The 18,116-nt window shown below is 70.2% G+C and carries 20 protein-coding genes and 1 riboswitch; of the genes, 9 read left to right on the forward strand and 11 right to left on the reverse strand.

The window, feature by feature from the left end:
* Positions 1–646, reverse strand: a 646-nt coding sequence (locus JWQ91_RS10370) for an ATP-dependent 6-phosphofructokinase (protein ID WP_297783299.1), incomplete at its 3' end; no start/stop codon positions are given.
* A gap of 28 nt (positions 647–674) precedes the next feature.
* The gene (locus JWQ91_RS10375) at positions 675–1,427 is read right to left on the reverse strand and encodes a lysophospholipid acyltransferase family protein (RefSeq protein WP_297783303.1); all 753 of its coding nucleotides are present in this window, start codon (positions 1,425–1,427) and stop codon (positions 675–677) included.
* Between the two features lie 78 nt (positions 1,428–1,505).
* Here JWQ91_RS10375 and JWQ91_RS10380 point away from each other — a divergent pair, with 78 nt between their 5' ends.
* Positions 1,506–2,270: an alpha/beta fold hydrolase gene (locus JWQ91_RS10380; protein ID WP_297783306.1), complete on the forward strand. Its 765-nt coding sequence runs from the start codon at positions 1,506–1,508 to the stop codon at positions 2,268–2,270.
* Positions 2,263–2,655 (forward strand): hypothetical protein, encoded by a 393-nt coding sequence (locus JWQ91_RS10385; RefSeq protein ID WP_297783309.1) that lies wholly within the window; start codon positions 2,263–2,265, stop codon positions 2,653–2,655. Before JWQ91_RS10380 ends, JWQ91_RS10385 begins: the two co-directional genes overlap by 8 nt.
* Here JWQ91_RS10385 and JWQ91_RS10390 read toward each other — a convergent pair.
* The 4 genes from JWQ91_RS10390 to JWQ91_RS10405 are packed head-to-tail and all read right to left on the reverse strand — an operon-like array spanning position 2,561 to position 5,278.
* Entirely contained in the window at positions 2,561–3,598 is a 1,038-nt protein-coding gene (locus JWQ91_RS10390; protein WP_297783312.1) for an ROK family glucokinase, read from the reverse strand. The two genes, JWQ91_RS10385 and JWQ91_RS10390, sit on opposite strands and share 95 nt — an antisense overlap.
* Positions 3,598–4,545 carry an ROK family glucokinase gene (locus JWQ91_RS10395; protein ID WP_297783315.1) on the reverse strand — a complete coding sequence of 316 codons (948 nt, stop codon included), beginning with the start codon at positions 4,543–4,545 and terminating at the stop codon, positions 3,598–3,600. The genes JWQ91_RS10390 and JWQ91_RS10395 overlap by 1 nt, the downstream gene beginning before the upstream one ends.
* Positions 4,542–4,844, reverse strand: a complete 303-nt coding sequence (locus JWQ91_RS10400; RefSeq protein WP_297783318.1) for a hypothetical protein — start codon at positions 4,842–4,844, stop codon at positions 4,542–4,544. The genes JWQ91_RS10395 and JWQ91_RS10400 overlap by 4 nt, the downstream gene beginning before the upstream one ends.
* The gene (locus JWQ91_RS10405; protein WP_297783321.1) at positions 4,841–5,278 is read right to left on the reverse strand and encodes an SRPBCC family protein; all 438 of its coding nucleotides are present in this window, start codon (positions 5,276–5,278) and stop codon (positions 4,841–4,843) included. The genes JWQ91_RS10400 and JWQ91_RS10405 overlap by 4 nt, the downstream gene beginning before the upstream one ends.
* 157 nt (positions 5,279–5,435) lie before the next feature.
* Here JWQ91_RS10405 and JWQ91_RS10410 point away from each other — a divergent pair, with 157 nt between their 5' ends.
* Positions 5,436–7,169 carry an AMP-dependent synthetase/ligase gene (locus JWQ91_RS10410; RefSeq protein ID WP_297783324.1) on the forward strand — a complete coding sequence of 578 codons (1,734 nt, stop codon included), beginning with the start codon at positions 5,436–5,438 and terminating at the stop codon, positions 7,167–7,169.
* Here JWQ91_RS10410 and JWQ91_RS10415 read toward each other — a convergent pair.
* The 3 genes from JWQ91_RS10415 to JWQ91_RS10425 form a co-directional block, all read right to left on the reverse strand.
* Positions 7,136–8,389, reverse strand: coding sequence for a hypothetical protein (locus tag JWQ91_RS10415; RefSeq protein WP_297783327.1), 1,254 nt, complete (start codon positions 8,387–8,389; stop codon positions 7,136–7,138). The genes JWQ91_RS10410 and JWQ91_RS10415 overlap by 34 nt on opposite strands.
* Positions 8,382–9,344, reverse strand: a complete 963-nt coding sequence (locus JWQ91_RS10420) for an NlpC/P60 family protein (protein ID WP_297783330.1) — start codon at positions 9,342–9,344, stop codon at positions 8,382–8,384. Before JWQ91_RS10420 ends, JWQ91_RS10415 begins: the two co-directional genes overlap by 8 nt.
* 20 nt (positions 9,345–9,364) lie before the next feature.
* Positions 9,365–9,505, reverse strand: a riboswitch (cyclic di-AMP (ydaO/yuaA leader).
* A gap of 95 nt (positions 9,506–9,600) precedes the next feature.
* Positions 9,601–9,837, reverse strand: coding sequence for a hypothetical protein (locus tag JWQ91_RS10425; protein WP_297783333.1), 237 nt, complete (start codon positions 9,835–9,837; stop codon positions 9,601–9,603).
* 147 nt (positions 9,838–9,984) lie between these two features.
* On the opposite strand from JWQ91_RS10425, the gene JWQ91_RS10430 reads away from it, so the two are divergent.
* Together JWQ91_RS10430 and JWQ91_RS10435 are read left to right on the forward strand one after the other, a co-directional pair.
* Complete coding sequence (locus JWQ91_RS10430) at positions 9,985–11,688, forward strand: DEDD exonuclease domain-containing protein (protein ID WP_297783335.1); 1,704 nt, start codon at positions 9,985–9,987, stop codon at positions 11,686–11,688.
* A gap of 35 nt (positions 11,689–11,723) precedes the next feature.
* On the forward strand, positions 11,724–11,999 hold the full coding sequence (locus tag JWQ91_RS10435) for an Lrp/AsnC ligand binding domain-containing protein (RefSeq protein ID WP_297783338.1): 276 nt from the start codon (positions 11,724–11,726) through the stop codon (positions 11,997–11,999).
* A gap of 10 nt (positions 12,000–12,009) precedes the next feature.
* Here JWQ91_RS10435 and trpD read toward each other — a convergent pair whose 3' ends face one another.
* Complete coding sequence (gene trpD / locus JWQ91_RS10440) at positions 12,010–13,050, reverse strand: anthranilate phosphoribosyltransferase (protein ID WP_297783341.1); 1,041 nt, start codon at positions 13,048–13,050, stop codon at positions 12,010–12,012.
* Positions 13,051–13,061: 11 nt separating this feature from the next.
* Positions 13,062–13,466, reverse strand: a complete 405-nt coding sequence (locus tag JWQ91_RS10445; RefSeq protein ID WP_297783344.1) for a hypothetical protein — start codon at positions 13,464–13,466, stop codon at positions 13,062–13,064.
* 93 nt (positions 13,467–13,559) lie between these two features.
* Between JWQ91_RS10445 and JWQ91_RS10450 the strand changes: the two genes are divergently transcribed.
* The 4 genes from JWQ91_RS10450 (at position 13,560) to JWQ91_RS10465 (ending at position 17,774) form a co-directional block, all read left to right on the forward strand.
* On the forward strand, positions 13,560–14,129 hold the full coding sequence (locus JWQ91_RS10450; protein ID WP_297783347.1) for a heme-copper oxidase subunit III: 570 nt from the start codon (positions 13,560–13,562) through the stop codon (positions 14,127–14,129).
* A gap of 71 nt (positions 14,130–14,200) precedes the next feature.
* Complete coding sequence (locus JWQ91_RS10455; protein ID WP_297783350.1) at positions 14,201–15,025, forward strand: cytochrome c; 825 nt, start codon at positions 14,201–14,203, stop codon at positions 15,023–15,025.
* Positions 15,022–16,071, forward strand: coding sequence for a Rieske 2Fe-2S domain-containing protein (locus tag JWQ91_RS10460; RefSeq protein ID WP_297783353.1), 1,050 nt, complete (start codon positions 15,022–15,024; stop codon positions 16,069–16,071). Before JWQ91_RS10455 ends, JWQ91_RS10460 begins: the two co-directional genes overlap by 4 nt.
* The gene (locus JWQ91_RS10465; protein ID WP_297783356.1) at positions 16,068–17,774 is read left to right on the forward strand and encodes a cytochrome bc complex cytochrome b subunit; all 1,707 of its coding nucleotides are present in this window, start codon (positions 16,068–16,070) and stop codon (positions 17,772–17,774) included. Before JWQ91_RS10460 ends, JWQ91_RS10465 begins: the two co-directional genes overlap by 4 nt.
* Positions 17,775–18,116: the final 342 nt, after the last annotated feature.

An 18,116-nucleotide genomic window follows, 5' to 3' on the forward strand; every position in this document is an offset into this window, starting at 1 on the left:
TCGGCGAGTAGTGCGTCGCGAAGCGGCTCTCGACCTGCGCGCACACCTTGGCGATGTCGAACGGACGCTCCGGGATCAGGATGATGTTGGCGCCGCCCGCGAGGCCGCTGTGGAGCGCGATCCAGCCGGCATGGCGGCCCATGACCTCGACGACCAGCACCCGGTGGTGCGACTCGGCCGTCGTGTGGAGCCGGTCGATCGCCTCGGTCGCGATGTTGACCGCGGTGTCGAAGCCGAACGTGAAGTCGGTGCCCGACAGGTCGTTGTCGATCGTCTTCGGCACCCCGACGACCTTGACGCCGAGATCCGCCAGCTTGGTCGCGACGCCGAGCGTGTCCTCGCCGCCGATCGCGATCAGCGCGTCGACCCCGTTCGCCGCGAGGTTGTCCTTGATGCGTCCCACGCCGTCGTCGATCGCGAACGGGTTGGTGCGGGACGAGCCCAGGATCGTGCCGCCGCGGGGCAGGATCCCGCGCACCTCGTCGATGCCGAGCGTCATGGTGTCGTTCTCGAGCGGCCCCCGCCAGCCGTCCCGGAAGCCGATGAACTCGTGCCCGTACGACGCCACCCCCTTGCGGACCACGCCACGGATCACGGCATTGAGGCCGGGGCAGTCCCCACCCCCGGTGAGCAGGCCGACGCGCATGTGGATCTCCTCGTGGTGGACGGGGTGGTCAGTCGGGCTTGATCTCGTCCCAGACCTCGTCGGCCTCGGCCTGCGCGGCGATCTTGGCCGCCTCGCGCTCGCGTGCCTGGTCGCGCTTCTTGGCGTCCTGGGCGTAGAGGTCGACGTACTCCTGGTCGGAGAGCCGCATGATCTCGTACATGATCTCGTCGGTGATGGCCCGCAGGATGTAGCGGTCGTCCTGCATGCCGTCGTAGCGGCTGAAGTCCAGCGGCTTGCCGAAGCGGACGCCCGGACGGGCGAACTTGCCGAAGATCTTGCCGGGGGGCGCGACGACATCGGTGCCGATGACCGCCAGCGGGATGACGGGGACCTTGGCCTCCAGCGCCAGGCGGGCGACGCCGGTGCGACCGCGGTAGAGCTTGCCGTCGTGGGACCGGGTGCCCTCGGGGTAGATGCCGCACACCTCGCCGTCGGCGAGCAGCCGCAGCTGGGTCTTGATCGCGCCGGCCGCCGCCGATCCGCTGGTGCGGTCGATCGGCACCTGGCCCGCCCCGGAGAAGAACGTCTTCTGCAGCCAGCCCTTGATGCCCGCGCCCTCGAAGTACTCCGCCTTGGCCACGAACGTGACCCGGCGCGGGATGACGAGCGGCATGAACAACCAGTCGCTGTACGACAGGTGGTTGCTCGCGAGGATGACGGCGCCCTCCTTGGGCACGTTCTCCGTGCCCTCGGCCCATGGTCTGAAGATCAGCTTGAGCAAGGGACCCAGCGCGAGGAACTTCAGGAACCAATAGAACACGGACAGGACACTACTCCGAACAACACCCCTTTCGCAGGACGCTTCGCGGCACGACACCCCATGAGGGAGGATGAGGACATGACGTCGACCCTGGTGCCCGGTACCGAGCCGTACTCCGCCGAGGGAGGCCCCGTCGGTGTGCTGCTGAGTCACGGGTTCACCGGCTCACCGGCCTCGATGACGCCGTGGGCCCAGCACCTCGCCGATGCGGGGCACACCGTCCGCGTCCCACGCCTGCCCGGACACGGGACGACGTGGAAGGACATGAACACGACCCGCTGGCAGGACTGGTACGCCGAGGTCGACGCCGCGCTGACCGACCTGAGGTCGCGCTGCGACCGGGTCGTCGTGGCCGGCCTGTCGATGGGCGGCTGCCTCGCGCTGCGCCTCGCCGAGCAGCGCCCCACCGACGTCGACGCCCTGGTCCTGGTCAACCCGGCGGTCAACGTCGCCCGTCTCGACATCAAGCTCGTGCCCGCGCTGCAGTGGGTCGTGCCCGCGATGCCCGGCATCGGCAACGACATCAAGAAGCCCGGCCAGGACGAGATCGGCTACGACAAGACCCCGCTGAAGGCCCTCGCCTCGCAGGTCAGGATGTGGAAGGACGTACGGGCGGGGTTGCCGAAGGTGACCCAGCCGCTGCTGCTCTTCCGGTCGACCGACGACCACGTCGTCGACGCCACGTCGAAGACGATCATCCTCGACGGTGTCTCCTCCACCGTGAAGGAGTTCGTGGCCCTCGAGGACAGCTTCCACGTCGCGACGCTCGACCACGACGCGGCCCGGATCTTCACCGCGACCGACGACTTCATCGCCCAGCACGTCGGAGCCCGCCGTGACTGACAAGGACGACTTCGACCGGATCGTGGAGGGGCTCGACCTCGACTTCTCCTTTCCGGACGAGCCCGCGGACCCGGTCGTCGAGGACCCGCCGCTGCACTGGGCGCCCGAGGACGACGAGCCGGTCGAGACCGAGGAGCCGTTCTACCGCAAGGTCGACTCGACGCCGCTGGTCCCCCGCCGGCGCAGCGTGCTGCTCGCCTGGATCGGCCTGGTCTGCGCCCCGCTGGCCCTGGTGCTGGCCACGGTGGTGCACGTGTTCCTCGACCGGTCGATCCTCGCCGGCGCCGTGCTCATCTTCGTGGCTTCGGCGATATACCTTTTCTTGCAGCTGCCCGAACACGGGCCCGGGCGGAGGGATTGGCCGGACGACGGCGCCGTGCTGTGAGCCTGGCCATGTCCGCCGCACCGATCAGGCCGGCCTCCGGACCCAGGTGAGCCCGGACGATCCGCGCCTCGGCGCGGAAGCCGCGCCCGGTCAGGGTGCGTGAGAACGCCGCCCGTGCGGGACCGATCAGGAGCTGGTCGGCGTCGCTGACGCCGCCACCGATCACGAACATGCCCGGGTCGAGCGCCGCGGCGAGGTTGGCGATGCCCACGCCCAGCCAGTCGCCGACGTCGGCGATCCACTCGACGGCCTCGGCGTCGCCGGCCTTGGCGTGCTTGGTCACGAGGTGGCCCTCGATGCGGTCGACGGCGTCGCCGGCCTCGGCCAGCAGGCGCTTGCCGAAGTCGGTGCCGTCCGTCGCGGCCGCCCGGGCGCGCCGGGTCAGCACGCGCCCGCTGGCGTACTGCTCCCAGCAGCCGCGGTTGCCGCACTCGCACTGGTTGCCGCCCGGCACGACCTGCATGTGGCCGAACTCGCCGGCGATGCCGAACTGACCGCGGTACGGCTGACCGTCGATCACGATCGCGCCGCCGATGCCGGTGCCGAGGGTGATGAGGACCAGGTCGGCCTCGTTCTGGGCCGCGCCGAAGCGCCACTCGGCCCAGCCGGCCGCGTTGGCATCGTTGTCGACCAGCACGGGCAGGCCCGTGCGGCGGGCGACCGAGTCACGCAGCGGCTCGTGCCGCCAGGCCAGGTGCGGGGCGAACAGGACGGTCGACTGCGTCGCGTCGACGAAGCCGGCCGCGCCGACCCCGATGGCCCGGATGTGGTGCTCCCGGCGGAACTCCTCGGTGATGTCGGCGATCGCGTCGATGACCTCGAGCGGCTCGGTCGTGGGCGTCTCCCGCTTGAGCCGTGCCAGGATGTGGCCGTCCTCGTCGACGACGCCGGCGGCGATCTTGGTGCCGCCGATGTCGATGCCGACCGCGAGCTTGTCCGCCATCAGACCGGCTCTACTCGGGCGAGGTCGGCAGCGCCGATGATGCCGGCGGAGTTGCCGAGGGCCGCGAGCCGCAGCGAGGCCTCCGGGCGGTGCGCCCGGGCCGGCAGGTGCGACTCGAAGGCCTCCACGACCGAGGTCAGCAGCAGGTCACCGGCGGCAGCGACGCCACCACCGATCGCGATGACGCTGGGGTCGAGGATCGTGGCGAGCACGGCAGCCCCTTCTCCGACCCACCGGCCGAGGTCGATCAGCAGGTCGACGGCCAGGGGGTCACCCTCACGCGCCAGCTGGGTCAGGGCGGGACCCGTGATGCGTCCCGGGTCGCCGTCGGCGAGCCGCGCGATCGCGCTCGCCGCGGGGTCCTGGTTGGCGACCCGCTCCCGGGCGGCCCGCACCAGCGCACTCCCGCTGCCGTACTGCTCGTAGCAGCCGTGCTGGCCGCAGCCACACAGGAGCCCGTCGGGCACGACGCGCATGTGTCCGATCTCGGCCGCGACGCCGAAGCCCCCGCGGAACAGCTGCCCCCGGTGGACGATGCCGCCACCGATGCCGGTGCCGAGCGTGATCAGCAGCAGGTCGTCGGTGTCCTCACCGGCGCCGAAGCGGAACTCGCCCCAGGCCGCGGCATTGGCGTCGTTCTCGACCACGATCGGCAGGTCGACGAGGGCACGCACGTGCTCGGCGAGCGGCTCCTCCGCCCACGCGATGTTGGGCGCGAAGCGGACCGTCGCCCGGTCCTCGCCGACGAACCCGGCGGCGCCGATGCCGACGCCGACGGGCTTCTCGTCGCCCGTCAGCCGCCCGACCAGGTCGGCCACGATGGCCGGGATCTTGGTCGCGTCGTCGGGGGTGGGCTCCTCCGAGGACTCGACGATCTCGCCGGCCTCGGACACGAGGCCTGCCGCGATCTTGGTGCCGCCGATGTCGACGCCGATGGCGAGGGTCACTGCTTCTCCTGCGGGGCGAGGGCTGTGTCGACCAGGTCCCTGAGGGACCGGGCCAGCTGGGCTGCCGAATGGGTCACCGAGGCGATCGCCTCCGGGTGGTCGCGCACGAGACCCACCACGCGGCACGCGGGGCACCAGGCTTCGGCGCACACGTGGGTCGGGTCGTCACCGGGCACCGCCGAGGAGGTCGTCACGGCCCGGAACAGCTTGAAGGCCTCCTCGGCGACCGAGCCGACGGGCTCCGCGTCGGCCGATCCCGGCGGGAACGCACCGGCGGCGGCCGAGTCAGGTCCGGTCACTGGGACTCGACCTGTTTCTTCAACCCCTTGAGGGCGGTGTCGATGATGACCTTCTCGGCCTTGCGCTTCAGCATCCCGAGCAGCGGGACGGAGACGTCGACCGCCAGCTGGTAGGTCACCCGCGTCCGGTCACCGTCGACCGGGTCCAGGACGTACGCGCCGTCCATCGAGGTCAGCATCGAGCCGGGCGCGGCCAGGCTCCACGAGACGGTGCGGTCGCCGTCCCACACGTAGCCGAGGTCGTACTCGTCCCGGATCGGCGTGGCGTCCAGCACGAAGTGCACCTGCTCGGCGCGGCCGTCGGCGGTCGTCGTGACGATGTCGGCCGTCTTCACGCCGGTCGCCCACACGGGGTAGGACGAGAAGTCCGCGATAACGCCCATGATCCTGTCGGCCGGAGCGTCGATGACGATGTCACTCGTGGTCCTCGCCATCAGCCCTCCTCATCCGCTCGGTGGTGTCACCCCATGCTAGTGGCACGGGTCCCACCGGCACGCCCGGGCACTCCGCCCGGACGGGTGACGCCCGACTCCCCGCGAACCGGCGACCCGCGCACGCGACAGGGCGTTCTGCACCGGTAGCCTGCCGTGTGTGACGCAGCCTCGTACGCCCGACCTGGGCAACCTCAGCGAAGACATCCTCGACCGACTGGCCGACCACGCGGACGATGTCGCGCTGGCCCGCATGGACGGCGACTCCTGGACCGATGTCACCCTCGGCGAGTTCCACCGGGACGTCGTCACGGTGGCCAAGGGCCTCCTCGCCGCCGGCGTCGCCGCCGGTGACCGGGTCGCGCTGCTGTCCAAGACCCGCTACGAGTGGACCGTCGCCGACTACGCCATCTGGTGGACCGGCGCGGCGACCGTCCCGATCTACGAGACCTCGTCCGCGGCGCAGATCGGCTGGATCCTCTCGGACTCCGGCGCCGTCGCGGCGATCGTCGAGAACGACGGCCACCTCGGCCACGTGGAGGAGTCGCGTGGCGAGGCCCCCGACCTGAAGCATGTCTGGACCCTCGACGCCGGCGGGCTCGACGAGATCCGCGGACTCGGCTCGGCCGTCTCCGACGACGACCTCGAGGCCCGGCGCGCGGGCCTCACGAGCGACACCCTGGCCACCTTGATCTACACGTCGGGCACGACGGGACGCCCCAAGGGCTGTCGGCTCACCCACGGCTGCTTCCGCTACGAGCTGGAGGCCGCGACCGAGCGCCTTCCCGAGCTGTTCGGCCGGGAGAACGCCTCGACGCTGTTGTTCCTGCCGCTGGCCCACGTCTTCGCCCGGATCATCCAGGTCGGCGCGATCCGCTCGGGCGCCAGGCTCGGCCACACCGCGGACGTCAAGGATCTCGTGACGCACCTCGGGACGTTCCAGCCGACGTTCGTGCTCGCCGTCCCCCGCGTGTTCGAGAAGGTCTTCAACACCGCGAGCAGCAAGGCGTACGCGGACGGCAAGGGCAAGATCTTCGACCGGGCCGCGCAGACCGCGATCGCGTACAGCCGCGCCCTCGACACCGGCAAGCCGGGCCTCGCGCTCCGTGCCCGCCACGGAGTGTTCGACAAGCTCGTCTACGGCAAGCTCCGTGCCGCGCTCGGCGGTCACGCCGAGTGGGCCATCTCCGGCGGCGCGCCCCTCGGCGACCGGCTCGCCCACTTCTACCGCGGCATCGGGGTCACGGTCCTCGAGGGCTACGGCCTGACCGAGACGACCGCCGCCCTGTGCGTCAACACGCCGGACGACCAGCGCGTCGGCACGGTCGGCAAGCCGCTGCCCGGCACCGAGGTGCGGGTCGCCGACGACGGCGAGCTGTGCTTCCGCGGCCCCCAGGTCTTCCACGGCTACTGGCACAACGACGACGCGACCGCCGAGGCGATCGACACCGACGGCTGGTTCGCGACGGGTGACCTCGGCGAGGTCGACGACGACGGCTACGTGCGCGTCACCGGCCGCAAGAAGGAGATCATCGTGACGGCCGGCGGCAAGAACGTCGCCCCCGCGATGCTCGAGGACCGGGTGCGCGCCAGCCCCTACGTCAGCCAGTGCCTCGTCGTCGGCGACGGCAAGCCGTTCGTGGCTGCGCTCGTCACGATCGACGAGGAGGCCTGGACCGGCGGCTTCGACGACCCCGAGCTCACGGCCGAGGTGCAGAAGGCGATCGACGACGCCAACTCACAGGTGTCGCAGGCCGAGTCGATCCGCAAGTTCCAGATCCTCAAGGAGGACTGGACCGAGGAGAATGGCTACCTGACACCGTCGTTCAAGGTCAAGCGCACCGCGGTGCTGCGCGATCTTCACGACACCGTCGAGGCACTCTTCGTCAGGTAGCGGCGCCACTGGGCGGTGAGCTGCTTCTCGCTCAGGCCCATCGACGCGTCGAGCGCGCGGGCGACCGGCCGGCCGGCCAGCACCGCGCGGTAGAGCTCGACGATGCTGCTGTCGGGATAACGCTCACCGAGCATCCGGAAGATCATCCAGGTCGACTCGTAGACCGCGCCGAGCCCACGGCCCGCGGAGGAGAACTGCTCGGCGTCGGGCAGCTGCTTGGGGACCCGACCGTCCCGGACCTGGGTCAGGACCTGCCCGGCGCTGACCGACAGCGGCTCGGTGTCGTCGTGCAGGGCCACGAAGTCGGCGAAGCCCTCGACGACCCACGTCGCGGCGCGGGTGCCGACCGCGCCGGTCAGCAGGTGGGTCGCCTCGTGGGTCAGCACGACCTGGGCAGCCCGCTGGTCCATCGTCGTGAACACCCGGGGGTTGAGCACGACGACGTCACGGGCACGCGCCGAGGCGCTGTCGTCGAGCCGGGTCGCGACGGCGGCGATCGGGGCGACGGTGTCGCTCTCCTGGCCGAGCAGCATCGCGGCCTGCTCCTGGGTGTGCGGCATGACCACCGTGATCTCGCCGGCGGCCTTCGGGACCACCTGGGTGACCGCGTCGCGAGCCACCTCGCCCATCGACACGAGCGGGAAGCTCCCGTCCCCCCCGTCGACCGACACCACGACCGTGCCGCGGCCACGCTCGACGTCGACCCGGCCGGCGAGCCAGAGGGGCAGCGGACCCTTGCGCGACGCCGCGTCGACGATCGACAGCCCACCGTCCGCCTCCGGGGCGATCCGCAGGGCCACGGTGGACCGGTGCAGGGCGGTGGCGCCGAGCCCCGACTCCTGGCCGGCACGCCAGGCCACGTCGACGACGGCCTCCGCCGAGCCGTCGGCGCGGTCCGCGACCTCTCCCCCGCTGACGTAGCGGAGGTCCAGATTGGTCGCGCCGAGCGCGATCAGCGACGACCAGGTGCGCCGCCCGAACCGGGTGGCGTCGGGCAGGTCACCGGCCGCGGCGACGAAATCCTTCTGGGAGTCCGCCGCTGCCAGCGACCGGAGCTGGCCGGTCAGCCGGGACGAGACGTCCGAGGGCAGCTCGGCGGAGGCCACGTCACCGTCGGAGGACTCCCACGGTCGCTGCCAGAGCAGCAGGACGCCGGCGAGCAGCGCCAGCACGAGGACCGCCGCCACGTTGGGCGACGGTCGACGACTGGTGTCAGCCAACCCGCGCTGCGACGCTGAAGCCGCTCATGCTGGTGATCTCGACGCTCTTGCCGGGGCGCGGCGCATGGACGACCTTGCCGTTGCCGAGGACCATGCCGATGTGGGACATGTCGCCGTACGCGACGAGGTCGCCGGGCTGCACCTGGCTGAGCGGGATCCGCTTGCCGGCCGACATCTGCGGGCCGACGACACGCGGGATCGTGACCCCGGCGGCCGCCCAGGCCTTCATCATGAGGCCCGAGCAGTCCCAGCTGTTGGGGCCCGCGCCGCCGTAGACGTACGGCTCACCCAGCTGGGCGAGCGCGAATGCCACGGCCGCCTTGGCCCGGCCCGCAGCCGAGGGGTTGAAGTCCAGCTTGGTCTCGCTGCTGTTGAGCGAGGCCCGATCGGCGGCGTCGAGGCGAGCGAGCTCGGCCTTGGCGTCCTGGTACTTCCGCTGGATCTTGGCCCGCTTGGCGTCGGCATCCTTCTTGGCGGCGGCCAGCTCGTTGCGACGATCCTGCAGCTGGGCGCGGCGGTTCTTCAGCGCGGTGCTGCTGTCGGCGAACTGCGCGAGCGCGTCGGCCCGCGTGCTGTTGAGGGCCTGGACGGCGCCGAGGCCGTCGAGGAACTCCTCGGGGTTGCTGCTGCCGAGCAGGTTGGCCGTCGGGCCGAGCGGGGCGTCCATCTGCTGCTGCACGATGGCGCCGCTGAGCTCGTCCTTCTGCGCGTTGTAGGCGACCAGGTCGTGCTCGATGTCGGCGGAGATGTCGTCGATCTCGGCCTGGGTCTGCTTGACCCGCACGCCGATGGCGTTGACCTGCTCGTTGATCGTCTCCGCCTCGTGGAAGGCCCGCTCGACGTCCTTCTTCGTGACGTCCGGCGCGGCCTGGGCCGACGGAATGGTGAACAGTGCGCCCGTGAGGGCGATGGCAGCAGCGGCAATGATGCCGCGGCGCGCCGAAGAACGTGACATGCGCACGCAGAACTCCTACATCCTCGACGTCTACCGGGTGAGCTGACGGATTCGGGCCTCGGATTGCCCTACGGTCCACGCGAACGCGGTCCGATTCACCCCAGTTACTTGGGTCCCCGGTTCGTCCCAGACATCTTCCCCATGACTGTGACGACTCGACGGTGCGCCCGACGCCGACCTGGAGGGCCGCCGTGATCCGGACGCACGAGGACCGACTATACGTGCTCTGGGGAACAGATCAACTTCGACGGGCCGGTCAGACCGCCTGTGTCTCGGGGCCCGTGACAGGAGTCACGAGACGCAGCGGCGGCGTCAGCCCGGCGTCCGACAGGACGCTGAGCGCCGCCATCTCCTCGGCGTCGATCTCGATGCCCGCTGGCGGCGCGCCCAGCAGGAAGGTGACGACGCAGTCGCCGCAGGCGCTGGGGCTGCGGACGAGGCAGCGGTCGCAGTCGACGACCACCGAGTCCGTGGGTTCGTGTGACTCGTGCATTTCCGGCACCTCCTGGGGCGGATCCTGACCCCGTCGTTCGGGGACGTCGACCACGCTAGGAGTCCCGTCCGACAAAAACGCCGGGGACCGCAGCAGGTGCCGCGCGGCTCCCCCGGTCTGTCGGTGCCGCCGCCTACCGTGTGCCGGGTGCAAGCAGTGCAAGGATCGTTCGACGAGCTCGGCCGCCCGCTGTCCGACGTGACCTTCTGCGTGGTCGACCTCGAGACCACGGGCGGCTCGGCGGCCAAGGGTTCGCGGATCACCGAGTTCGGCGCCGTCAAGGTCCGCGGCGGCGAGGTGCTGGGCGAGTTCCAGACCCTCGTCAACCCCGACGAGCTGATCCCGGCCTACATCACGGTCCTGACCGGGATCACCAACCAGATGGTCATCGGGGCGCCCCGCATCGCGGAGGTCCTGCCCAGCTTCCTGGAGTTCGCCCGCGGCACGGTCCTCGTGGCGCACAACGCCCCGTTCGACGTGGGCTTCCTCAAGCACTTCAGCCGGGAGCTCGGGATCCCGTGGCCCGGCTTCGAGACGCTGGACACCGCGGTACTGGCCCGCCGGGTGCTGAGCCGCGAGGAGGTGCCCAACTGCAAGCTGTCGACGCTCGCCGCGGCATTCGGCGCGACCTCGACGCCCAACCACCGGGCCCTGTCGGACGCGCGGGCGACGGTCGACGTGCTGCACGCACTGTTCGAGCGACTGGGGCCGTTCGGCGTCACGACGCTCGAGGAGGTGTCGACCTACACCTCCAAGGTCAAGCCTGAGCAGCGCCGCAAGCGCCACCTCGCCGAGCACCTGCCCGAGGCGCCCGGCGTATACCTCTTCCGCGACGCCAACGACGACATCCTCTACGTCGGCACGTCACGCAACCTCCGAACGCGCACCCGTTCCTACTTCACCAAGGCCGAGACCCGCACCCGCATGGGCGAGATGGTCATGCTGGCCCAGCGCATCGAGGGGATCGTGTGCGCGACGGCCCTCGAGGCGCAGGTCCGCGAGCTGCGGCTGATCGGCCGGCACCGACCGCCCTACAACCGACGCTCCCGGTTCCCCGAGCGCCTGACGTGGCTCAAGCTGACCCGGGAACCCTGGCCCCGGTTGTCGATCGTCCGGACGATCCTGGACGACGAGGCCGACTACATCGGGCCGTTCCGGGGTCGCTCGGCCGCCGAGGGGGCGCTGACGGCGCTGCACGACTCCTACAAGATCCGCCAGTGCACGCCGCGTCTCGTGCTGCGCTCGAAGCGGACGGCCTGCGCGCTCGCCGAGATGGGGCACTGCCTGTCGCCCTGCGACGGCTCGGCCGATGTCGAGGAGTACGCCGCGGAGGTCCAGCGCGTCCGCCGCGCGATGACCGGCGACCCGCAGGAGCTCGTGACCGCCGTCCGCCAGCACATGCTCGACCTCGCCCGAGCCGAGCGCTTCGAGGACGCCGCGATGTGGCGGGACCGGCTGACGGGTTTCCTGCGCGCTGTCGTGCGGACGCAGCGGCTGCGTGAGCTGACCGGCGCCGAGGAGCTCGTCGCGGCGATCCCGCACCCGCAGGGCTGGGAGATCCACGTGATCCGCCACGGCCGGCTCGCCGCGGCCGGGGTGCTCCCACGCGGCACCCATCCGACCGGGTGGGTCGACGCGCTGCTGGCGACGGCCGAGACGGTCGTGGGCGGGTTCGGGCCGATCCCGGCGGCAACCGCCGAGGAGACCGAGACCCTCCTGCGGTGGCTCGACTCGCCGGGTCTGCGGATGGTCAGGGGGTCGTGGCACGCGCCGCTCGAGGGTGCGGCACGCCACCTCACGCCGTTCGAGGAGGCGAGCTCGTCCTGGCAGCTCCTGCAGCAGCCTGGTTAGCGCCTCGGTCGACGGGTCGTGGCTAGGCTGGGCGCATGATCACCGCCATCGTCTTCATCCAGGCCGAGGTCGCGCGCCTCTCCGAGATCGCCGAGCAGATCGCCGCGATCGACGGCGTCAGCGAGGTCTACTCCGTGACCGGCGAGCTCGACCTGGTGGCGATGGTGCGGGTCCGCGAGATCGACGACGTCTCGTCGGTCGTCGCCGATCAGCTCAACAAGGTCGACGGGGTGTTGTCGACGCAGACCCAGATCGCCTACCGGGCCTACAGCCAGCACGACCTCGAGGACGCGTTCAGCATCGGCCTGTAGGTCCCGCGGGTCAGCGACCAGCCAGCTCCTGCGTCGCCGCCGCCCACTTCGCGAGGGTCTCGGCGGCCGCGCCGGAGTCGATCGAGGCCCGGGCACGCTCGACGCCCGCGGCCAGACGTTCGACCAACGGCCCGCCCGCCGCCGCGTGGGCCGCGATCGCCGCCCCCGCGTTGAGCAGCACGGCATCGCGCACCGGGGAGACCTCGCCGCCGACGACGCGGCGGAAGACGTCGGCGTTGAACGTCGGGTCGGCGCCCGCGAGGCTGGCCGGGGGTGCGAGCTCGAATCCCAGCTCGGTGGGGTCGAGGACGGTCTCCACGACCTCGCCGCCGGTCACCTCCCACACGCGGGTCGTCGTGGTGATCGTGATCTCGTCGAGCCCGTCCTCACCACGGAACACGAAGGCGTCGTGGCCCCGGGTGGCGAGCACCTCGGCCATCAGGGGCGCCATCCGGACGTCCGCGCAACCGATCGCGGACGCTGCGGGCTGGGCCGGGTTGGTGAGCGGGCCCAGGAAGTTGAACGGGGTCGCGATGCCGAGCTCGCGACGCGGCACGGCGGTGTGACGGAACGACGGGTGGAACACCGGGGCGAAGCAGAACGTGATGCCGCTGCGCGCGAACACGTCGGGGATGCGGGCGGCCGGGACGTCCAGCCGGATGCCGAGGACCTCGAACACGTCCGCGGTGCCGCTGGCGCTGGACGCCGCCCGGTTGCCGTGCTTGACGACGCCGACACCACTGCCGGCGGCGACGACGGCGGACATCGAGGAGATGTTGACCGTGCGGGAGCGGTCCCCGCCCGTGCCGACGATGTCGACGAATCGTCCCGGGATGTCCAGCCGGGTCGCGCGGGCGAGCATCGCGTCGGCGAGGCCGCGCAGCTCCTCGGCCGTCTCGCCCTTGGCGCGCAGCGCGACCGCGAAGCCGGCGATCTGCGAGTCGGTCGTCTCACCGGCCAGGATCTGGTCCATCGCCCAGACCGTCGTGGAGGCGTCGAGGTCCTGACCGGCCACGAGTGCCGTCAGCACGTCGGGCCACGTCTGTGGCATGTCGGTCGCCCTCAGCCGGGCTGGAGCACGCCGCGGGCCAGGTCGACGACGACCTCGGCGAGACGGATCGGCTCGATCGGGTGCGAGACGGCCGCCTCGGCGCGGGACCACGTCGCGAGCCACGCGTCCTGGGGACGTCCGGTGATCACGAGCACCGGCGGAGCCTGGTAGATCTCGTCCTTGACCTGGCGGGCGATGCCCAGGCCACCGGCGGGCACGGACTCCCCGTCGAGGATCACGAGGTCGATGTCGCCGGAGTCGAGGTGCTGGAAGACGACCGGCTCGGTCGCCGTCTCGACGTACTCGAAGCTCGGCAGGTCGGGGTGAGGACGAGTCCCGAGTGCTGAGATCACAGCGGCTCGGACGTCTCGATCGTCGCTGTAGACCAGGACACGTAGGGGCTTGTGCTCACTCACGAGTCGATCGTACATAATGATCGCGTGGCGACTACATCCGTGATTCCTGCTTCCCGACTCCATGGCCAAGAAGGCCGACCGTCGATGGTGACGGTGGGGACCATCGTGTGGCTCTCCAGCGAGCTCATGTTCTTTGCCGGCCTCTTCGCCGCGTACTTCACGATCCGGAACATCTCGCCGGAGCTGTGGGCGACGGAGACCGACAAGCTCAACATCCCCTTCGCGACGGCCAACACGACGATCCTCGTGCTGTCCTCGGTGACCTGCCAGTTCGGCGTGTTCGCCGCCGAGCGAGGCAAGGCGGGCCGCACGGGCCGCCTGTTCCAGATCAGCGAGTGGGGCATGCGTGAGTGGTTCATCCTCACGTACTTCATGGGCGCGATCTTCATCGGCGGCCAGGCCACCGAGTACGCCGAGCTGGTCCACGAGAACGTCACGATCGCCGGCTCGCCCTACGGCAGCCTCTTCTACCTCGCGACCGGCTTCCACGGCCTGCACGTCATCGGTGGTCTGGTCGCATTCCTGCTGGTGATCGGACGTACGTTCGCGGCCCGCAAGTTCACCCATGAGCAAGCGATCTCCGCCATCGTCGTGTCGTACTACTGGCACTTCGTGGACATCGTGTGGGTCGGGCTGTTCGCCACGATCTACCTCCTCCGCTAGCCCCAACTTTCACTCAGCCCAGCGTCCGACACACAGGTACGCTGAATTTACTTCCAGGAATGAGGTTCTCGGTGCGGAAACTGTCCACGAGACGCCGGCATCCACTCGCCGGATTTGTCGTGCTCCTGCTGGGGCTCGTCGTCGCGGGAGGCCTCTACTCGGCGTTCGCGCCGAAGCCGGCCACTGCGGCGGAAGCCACCAGCAATGATGTCGAGGCGGGGCGCAAGCTCTTCCTCGTCGGCTGCGCGAGCTGCCACGGCACGAACGCGACCGGCATCGAGACCAAGCGCGGCGGCAACTACGGCCCCACGCTGGTCGGTGTCGGGGCCGCAGCGGTGGACTTCCAGGTCGGGACCGGGCGCATGCCGATGGCCCAGACCGCCCCGCAGGCCCCGCGCAAGGCCCCCGTCTACACCGACGAGGAGACCCGCCAGCTGGCGGCCTACGTCGCGTCGCTGTCCCCCGGGCCGGCCGTGCCGGACGGTGAGTACACCGACATCGACAAGGCCAACGAGGAGGACGTCCGCGAGGGTGGCGAGCTGTTCCGCAGCAACTGCACCGCGTGCCACAACTCGGTCGGCGCCGGCGGTGCGATGCCCGGCGGCAAGTACGCCCCGACGCTCAAGGGCGTCAGCGCCAAGCACATCGCCGAGGCCATGATCACCGGCCCGCAGCAGATGCCGGTCTTCTCCGACGACGTCATCACGCCTGAGGACAAGCGCAACATCATCGCGTACGTCAAGCAGGTCCAGTCGCAGCCCAACTACGGCGGACTCGCCGGCGGCGGCCTCGGTCCCGTGGTGGACGGACTGTTCACCTGGATCATCGGGATCGGTGGCCTCGTCATCGCGGCCATCTGGATCGGAGCACACGGAGCGAGGGTGAAGAAGAAATGAGCGACGAGCTCGACACGGTCCACGACACCGAGCCGATCGGCGACCCGGGCCTCGCGGAGCACCAGTACCGGCCCCAGGACGTCGACGAGTCGCAGTCCCGGCGCACCGAGCGCCAGATTGCGTGGATGTTCCGCATCGCCGCGCTGCTGCTCCTGGCGTTCTGCTTCGCGTACTTCCTGATCGACGCTGACCAGACGTTCCTCGGCTGGTCGGCGCAGAACTTCACGTTCGGCACGACCCTCGGCCTGGCCCTGCTGCTCATGGGCGTCGGGATCATCCAGTGGGCCAAGAAGCTCATGGGCGATCACGAGATGGTCGAGATGCGCCACCCGTCGCGCTCGTCGGACGAGGACCGCGCCGCGGTCATGAGCGACATCAACGCGGGCATCAGCGAGTCCGGCTTCGGCCGGCGCCCGATGATCCGCAACAGCCTCTTCGGCGCGATGGGCGCCCTGGCGCTGCCGACGATCGTCCTGCTGCGCGACCTCGGCCCGCTCCCCAACAACCAGCGCAACACGGTCTGGAAGAAGGGCATGCGCCTGGTCAACGACGTGACCGGCACGCCGATCAAGCCGTCCGACCTCCAGGTCGGTCAGCTCGTCAACGGCGAGCCCGCGATCGTCTACGAGACGGACGCCGACGGCGAGCGGCTGCTTGAGGGCACCGCGCTCCTGCAGGCCAAGAGCAAGGCCGCGATCATCGTCGTCCGGATGCGTCCCGAGGACGTCCAGGCGTCGAAGGGCCGCGAGAACTGGGGCATCGACGGCATCCTCTGCTACTCCAAGATCTGCACGCACGTCGGCTGCCCCATCAGCCTGTACGAGCAGCAGACCCACCACGTGCTCTGCCCGTGCCACCAGTCGACGTTCGACCTGGCCGACAACGGCAAGGTCGTCTTCGGCCCCGCTCACCGTCCCCTGCCGCAGCTCCCGCTCGGCCTGGACGAGGAGGGATACCTGATCGCCATGAGTGACTTCCCCGAGATCGTCGCACCGAGCTATCCTGAGCTCGCGCGAGACCAGAAGAAGCTGGACAACAAGTCATGAGCACGACCGAGGAGTACACCCCAGTCGAGGAGACCGGGTTCGGCAAGAAGGCCGCCGGTCCCGTCGGTTGGCTCGATGACCGGCTCGGCCTGGCCGGTGTCGCGAAGAAGAACCTGCGCAAGGTCTTTCCCGAGCACTGGTCGTTCATGCTCGGCGAGATCGCGCTGTGGAGCTTCGTCGTCCTGCTGCTGACCGGCGTCTTCCTGACCCTGTGGTTCCAGCCCAGCATGACCGAGGTCCACTACCACGGCTCCTACGCGCCGTTCAACGGCCTCGAGATGTCCAGTGCGTACAAGTCGACGCTCGACATCTCGTTCGACATCCGCGGTGGTCTGCTGATCCGCCAGATCCACCACTGGGCAGCCGCGCTGTTCATCGCCGCGATGCTGGTCCACATGCTGCGCGTGTTCTTCACCGGCGCGTACCGCAAGCCGCGTGAGATCAACTGGCTGATCGGTGTGGGCCTGCTGTCGCTGGGCCTCATCGAGGGCTTCGCGGGCTACTCGCTCCCCGATGACCTGCTGTCGGGCACCGGCCTCCGCTTCGTCGACGGCCTGCTGCGGTCGATCCCGCTCGTCGGCTCGTACCTGGAGTTCTTCATCTTCGGTGGGGAGTTCCCCGGCGACATCATCATCCCGCGCCTCTACATGGCGCACATCCTGCTGATCCCGGCGCTGCTGCTGGGGCTCATCGGCGCCCACATGCTGCTGCTGATCTACCACAAGCACACGCAGTGGCCTGGACCCGGACGCACCGAGAACAACGTCGTCGGCTACCCGATGCTCCCGGTCTACGCAGCCAAGGCCGGCGGATTCTTCTTCGTCGTCTTCGGCTTCACGGCCCTCATGGGTGCGCTGCTGCAGATCAACCCGATCTGGGCCTACGGCCCGTACAACCCCTCCGAGGTCACCGCCGGCTCGCAGCCTGACTGGTACATGGGCTTCTCCGAGGGAGCTGTCCGCCTCATGCCCGGCTGGGAGTTCACGCTCTTCAACTACACGTGGAGCATGAACGTCTTCATCCCCGCCGTCGGAGCCCTGACCGGCCTGTTCGTCGTCCTCGGCGCCTGGCCGTTCCTCGAGAAGTGGATCACCGGCGACGACCGGGACCACCACCTGCTCGAGCGTCCGCGCAACGCCCCGGTCCGTACGGCCCTGGGTGTCGCCGGCATGACGGCGTACGCCGTGCTGTGGATCGGTGGCGGCAACGACATCATCGCGACCAAGTTCCACATGGACATCTACGCCATCACGTGGGTGCTGCGCATCGGGCTGTTCGTCTTCCCGGTCATCGCGTTCATGGTCACGAAGCGGATCTGCATCGGGCTGCAGCGTGCTGATGCCAACCGCATCCTGCACGGCTACGAGACCGGAGTCATCGAGCGCACGCCTGACGGCGGGTTCTCCGAGCGCCACGCTCCGCTGCCCATCGGCACGCAGTACACGCTGACGGCGCACGACCGGACCCCGGCACTCGAGGCTCTGGCCGAGACCGACGGCAACGGCGTCGCGGCCCCCCACGGCCGCAAGGCCAGGCTGCAGGCCAAGGCGCGCGCGTTCTATTACCGCGATGCGCTCGACAAGCCCACGGTCGACGACGTCCACCATGCCGCGGAGCACCTCGGCGAGCACGACGGTCACCCCGTCGAGCTGGGCGACGAGTTCCAGGGCGTGTCGGAGACGGGTGTCCCCCGGGTCCACTGACCGTCCACCGCACCGCACGAGGCCCCGTCAGCACCAGCTGGCGGGGCCTCGTCGTGTCCGGCCCCGGCGCAGGGTGGGCGGTGGATCCTCGACCGTCTCAGGCCCGGATGAGGCCCCACACGGAGGCAGATCCGCCGCGCCGGGTCGGCGGGGCGGCCAGCAGGGCGGCCCAGCGCCTCTCTCAGGCGTTGTCGGACGTGGCCGGGGCCTCGAGGGCCGAGCCCTTGAGCCACGTGCGCCACGGGACGTTCCAGTCGGTCCAGCCGTTGCGGTCCTCGAGCTTGCGGGGGCTGTTGACGTACTTGACGACGTCCCCCCGCTGGGAGTGGTGGTAGAGCCACT

The sequence above is a fragment of the Aeromicrobium sp. genome (assembly GCF_025965075.1).
In the GTDB taxonomy this organism is placed as follows: Bacteria; Actinomycetota; Actinomycetes; order Propionibacteriales; family Nocardioidaceae; genus Aeromicrobium.

Bases quoted from the DNA above. Each gene is read 5' to 3' on its own strand.
- JWQ91_RS10380 (WP_297783306.1), top strand. From the start codon at position 1,506: ATGACGTCGACCCTGGTGCCCGGTACCGAGCCGTACTCCGCCGAGGGA.
- JWQ91_RS10390 (WP_297783312.1), bottom strand. From the start codon at position 3,598: ATGGCGGACAAGCTCGCGGTCGGCATCGACATCGGCGGCACCAAGATC.
- JWQ91_RS10405 (WP_297783321.1), bottom strand. From the start codon at position 5,278: ATGGCGAGGACCACGAGTGACATCGTCATCGACGCTCCGGCCGACAGG.
- JWQ91_RS10420 (WP_297783330.1), bottom strand. From the start codon at position 9,344: ATGTCACGTTCTTCGGCGCGCCGCGGCATCATTGCCGCTGCTGCCATC.
- JWQ91_RS10425 (WP_297783333.1), bottom strand. From the start codon at position 9,837: ATGCACGAGTCACACGAACCCACGGACTCGGTGGTCGTCGACTGCGAC.
- JWQ91_RS10435 (WP_297783338.1), top strand. From the start codon at position 11,724: ATGATCACCGCCATCGTCTTCATCCAGGCCGAGGTCGCGCGCCTCTCC.
- trpD (WP_297783341.1), bottom strand. From the start codon at position 13,050: ATGCCACAGACGTGGCCCGACGTGCTGACGGCACTCGTGGCCGGTCAG.
- JWQ91_RS10460 (WP_297783353.1), top strand. From the start codon at position 15,022: ATGAGCGACGAGCTCGACACGGTCCACGACACCGAGCCGATCGGCGAC.
- JWQ91_RS10465 (WP_297783356.1), top strand. From the start codon at position 16,068: ATGAGCACGACCGAGGAGTACACCCCAGTCGAGGAGACCGGGTTCGGC.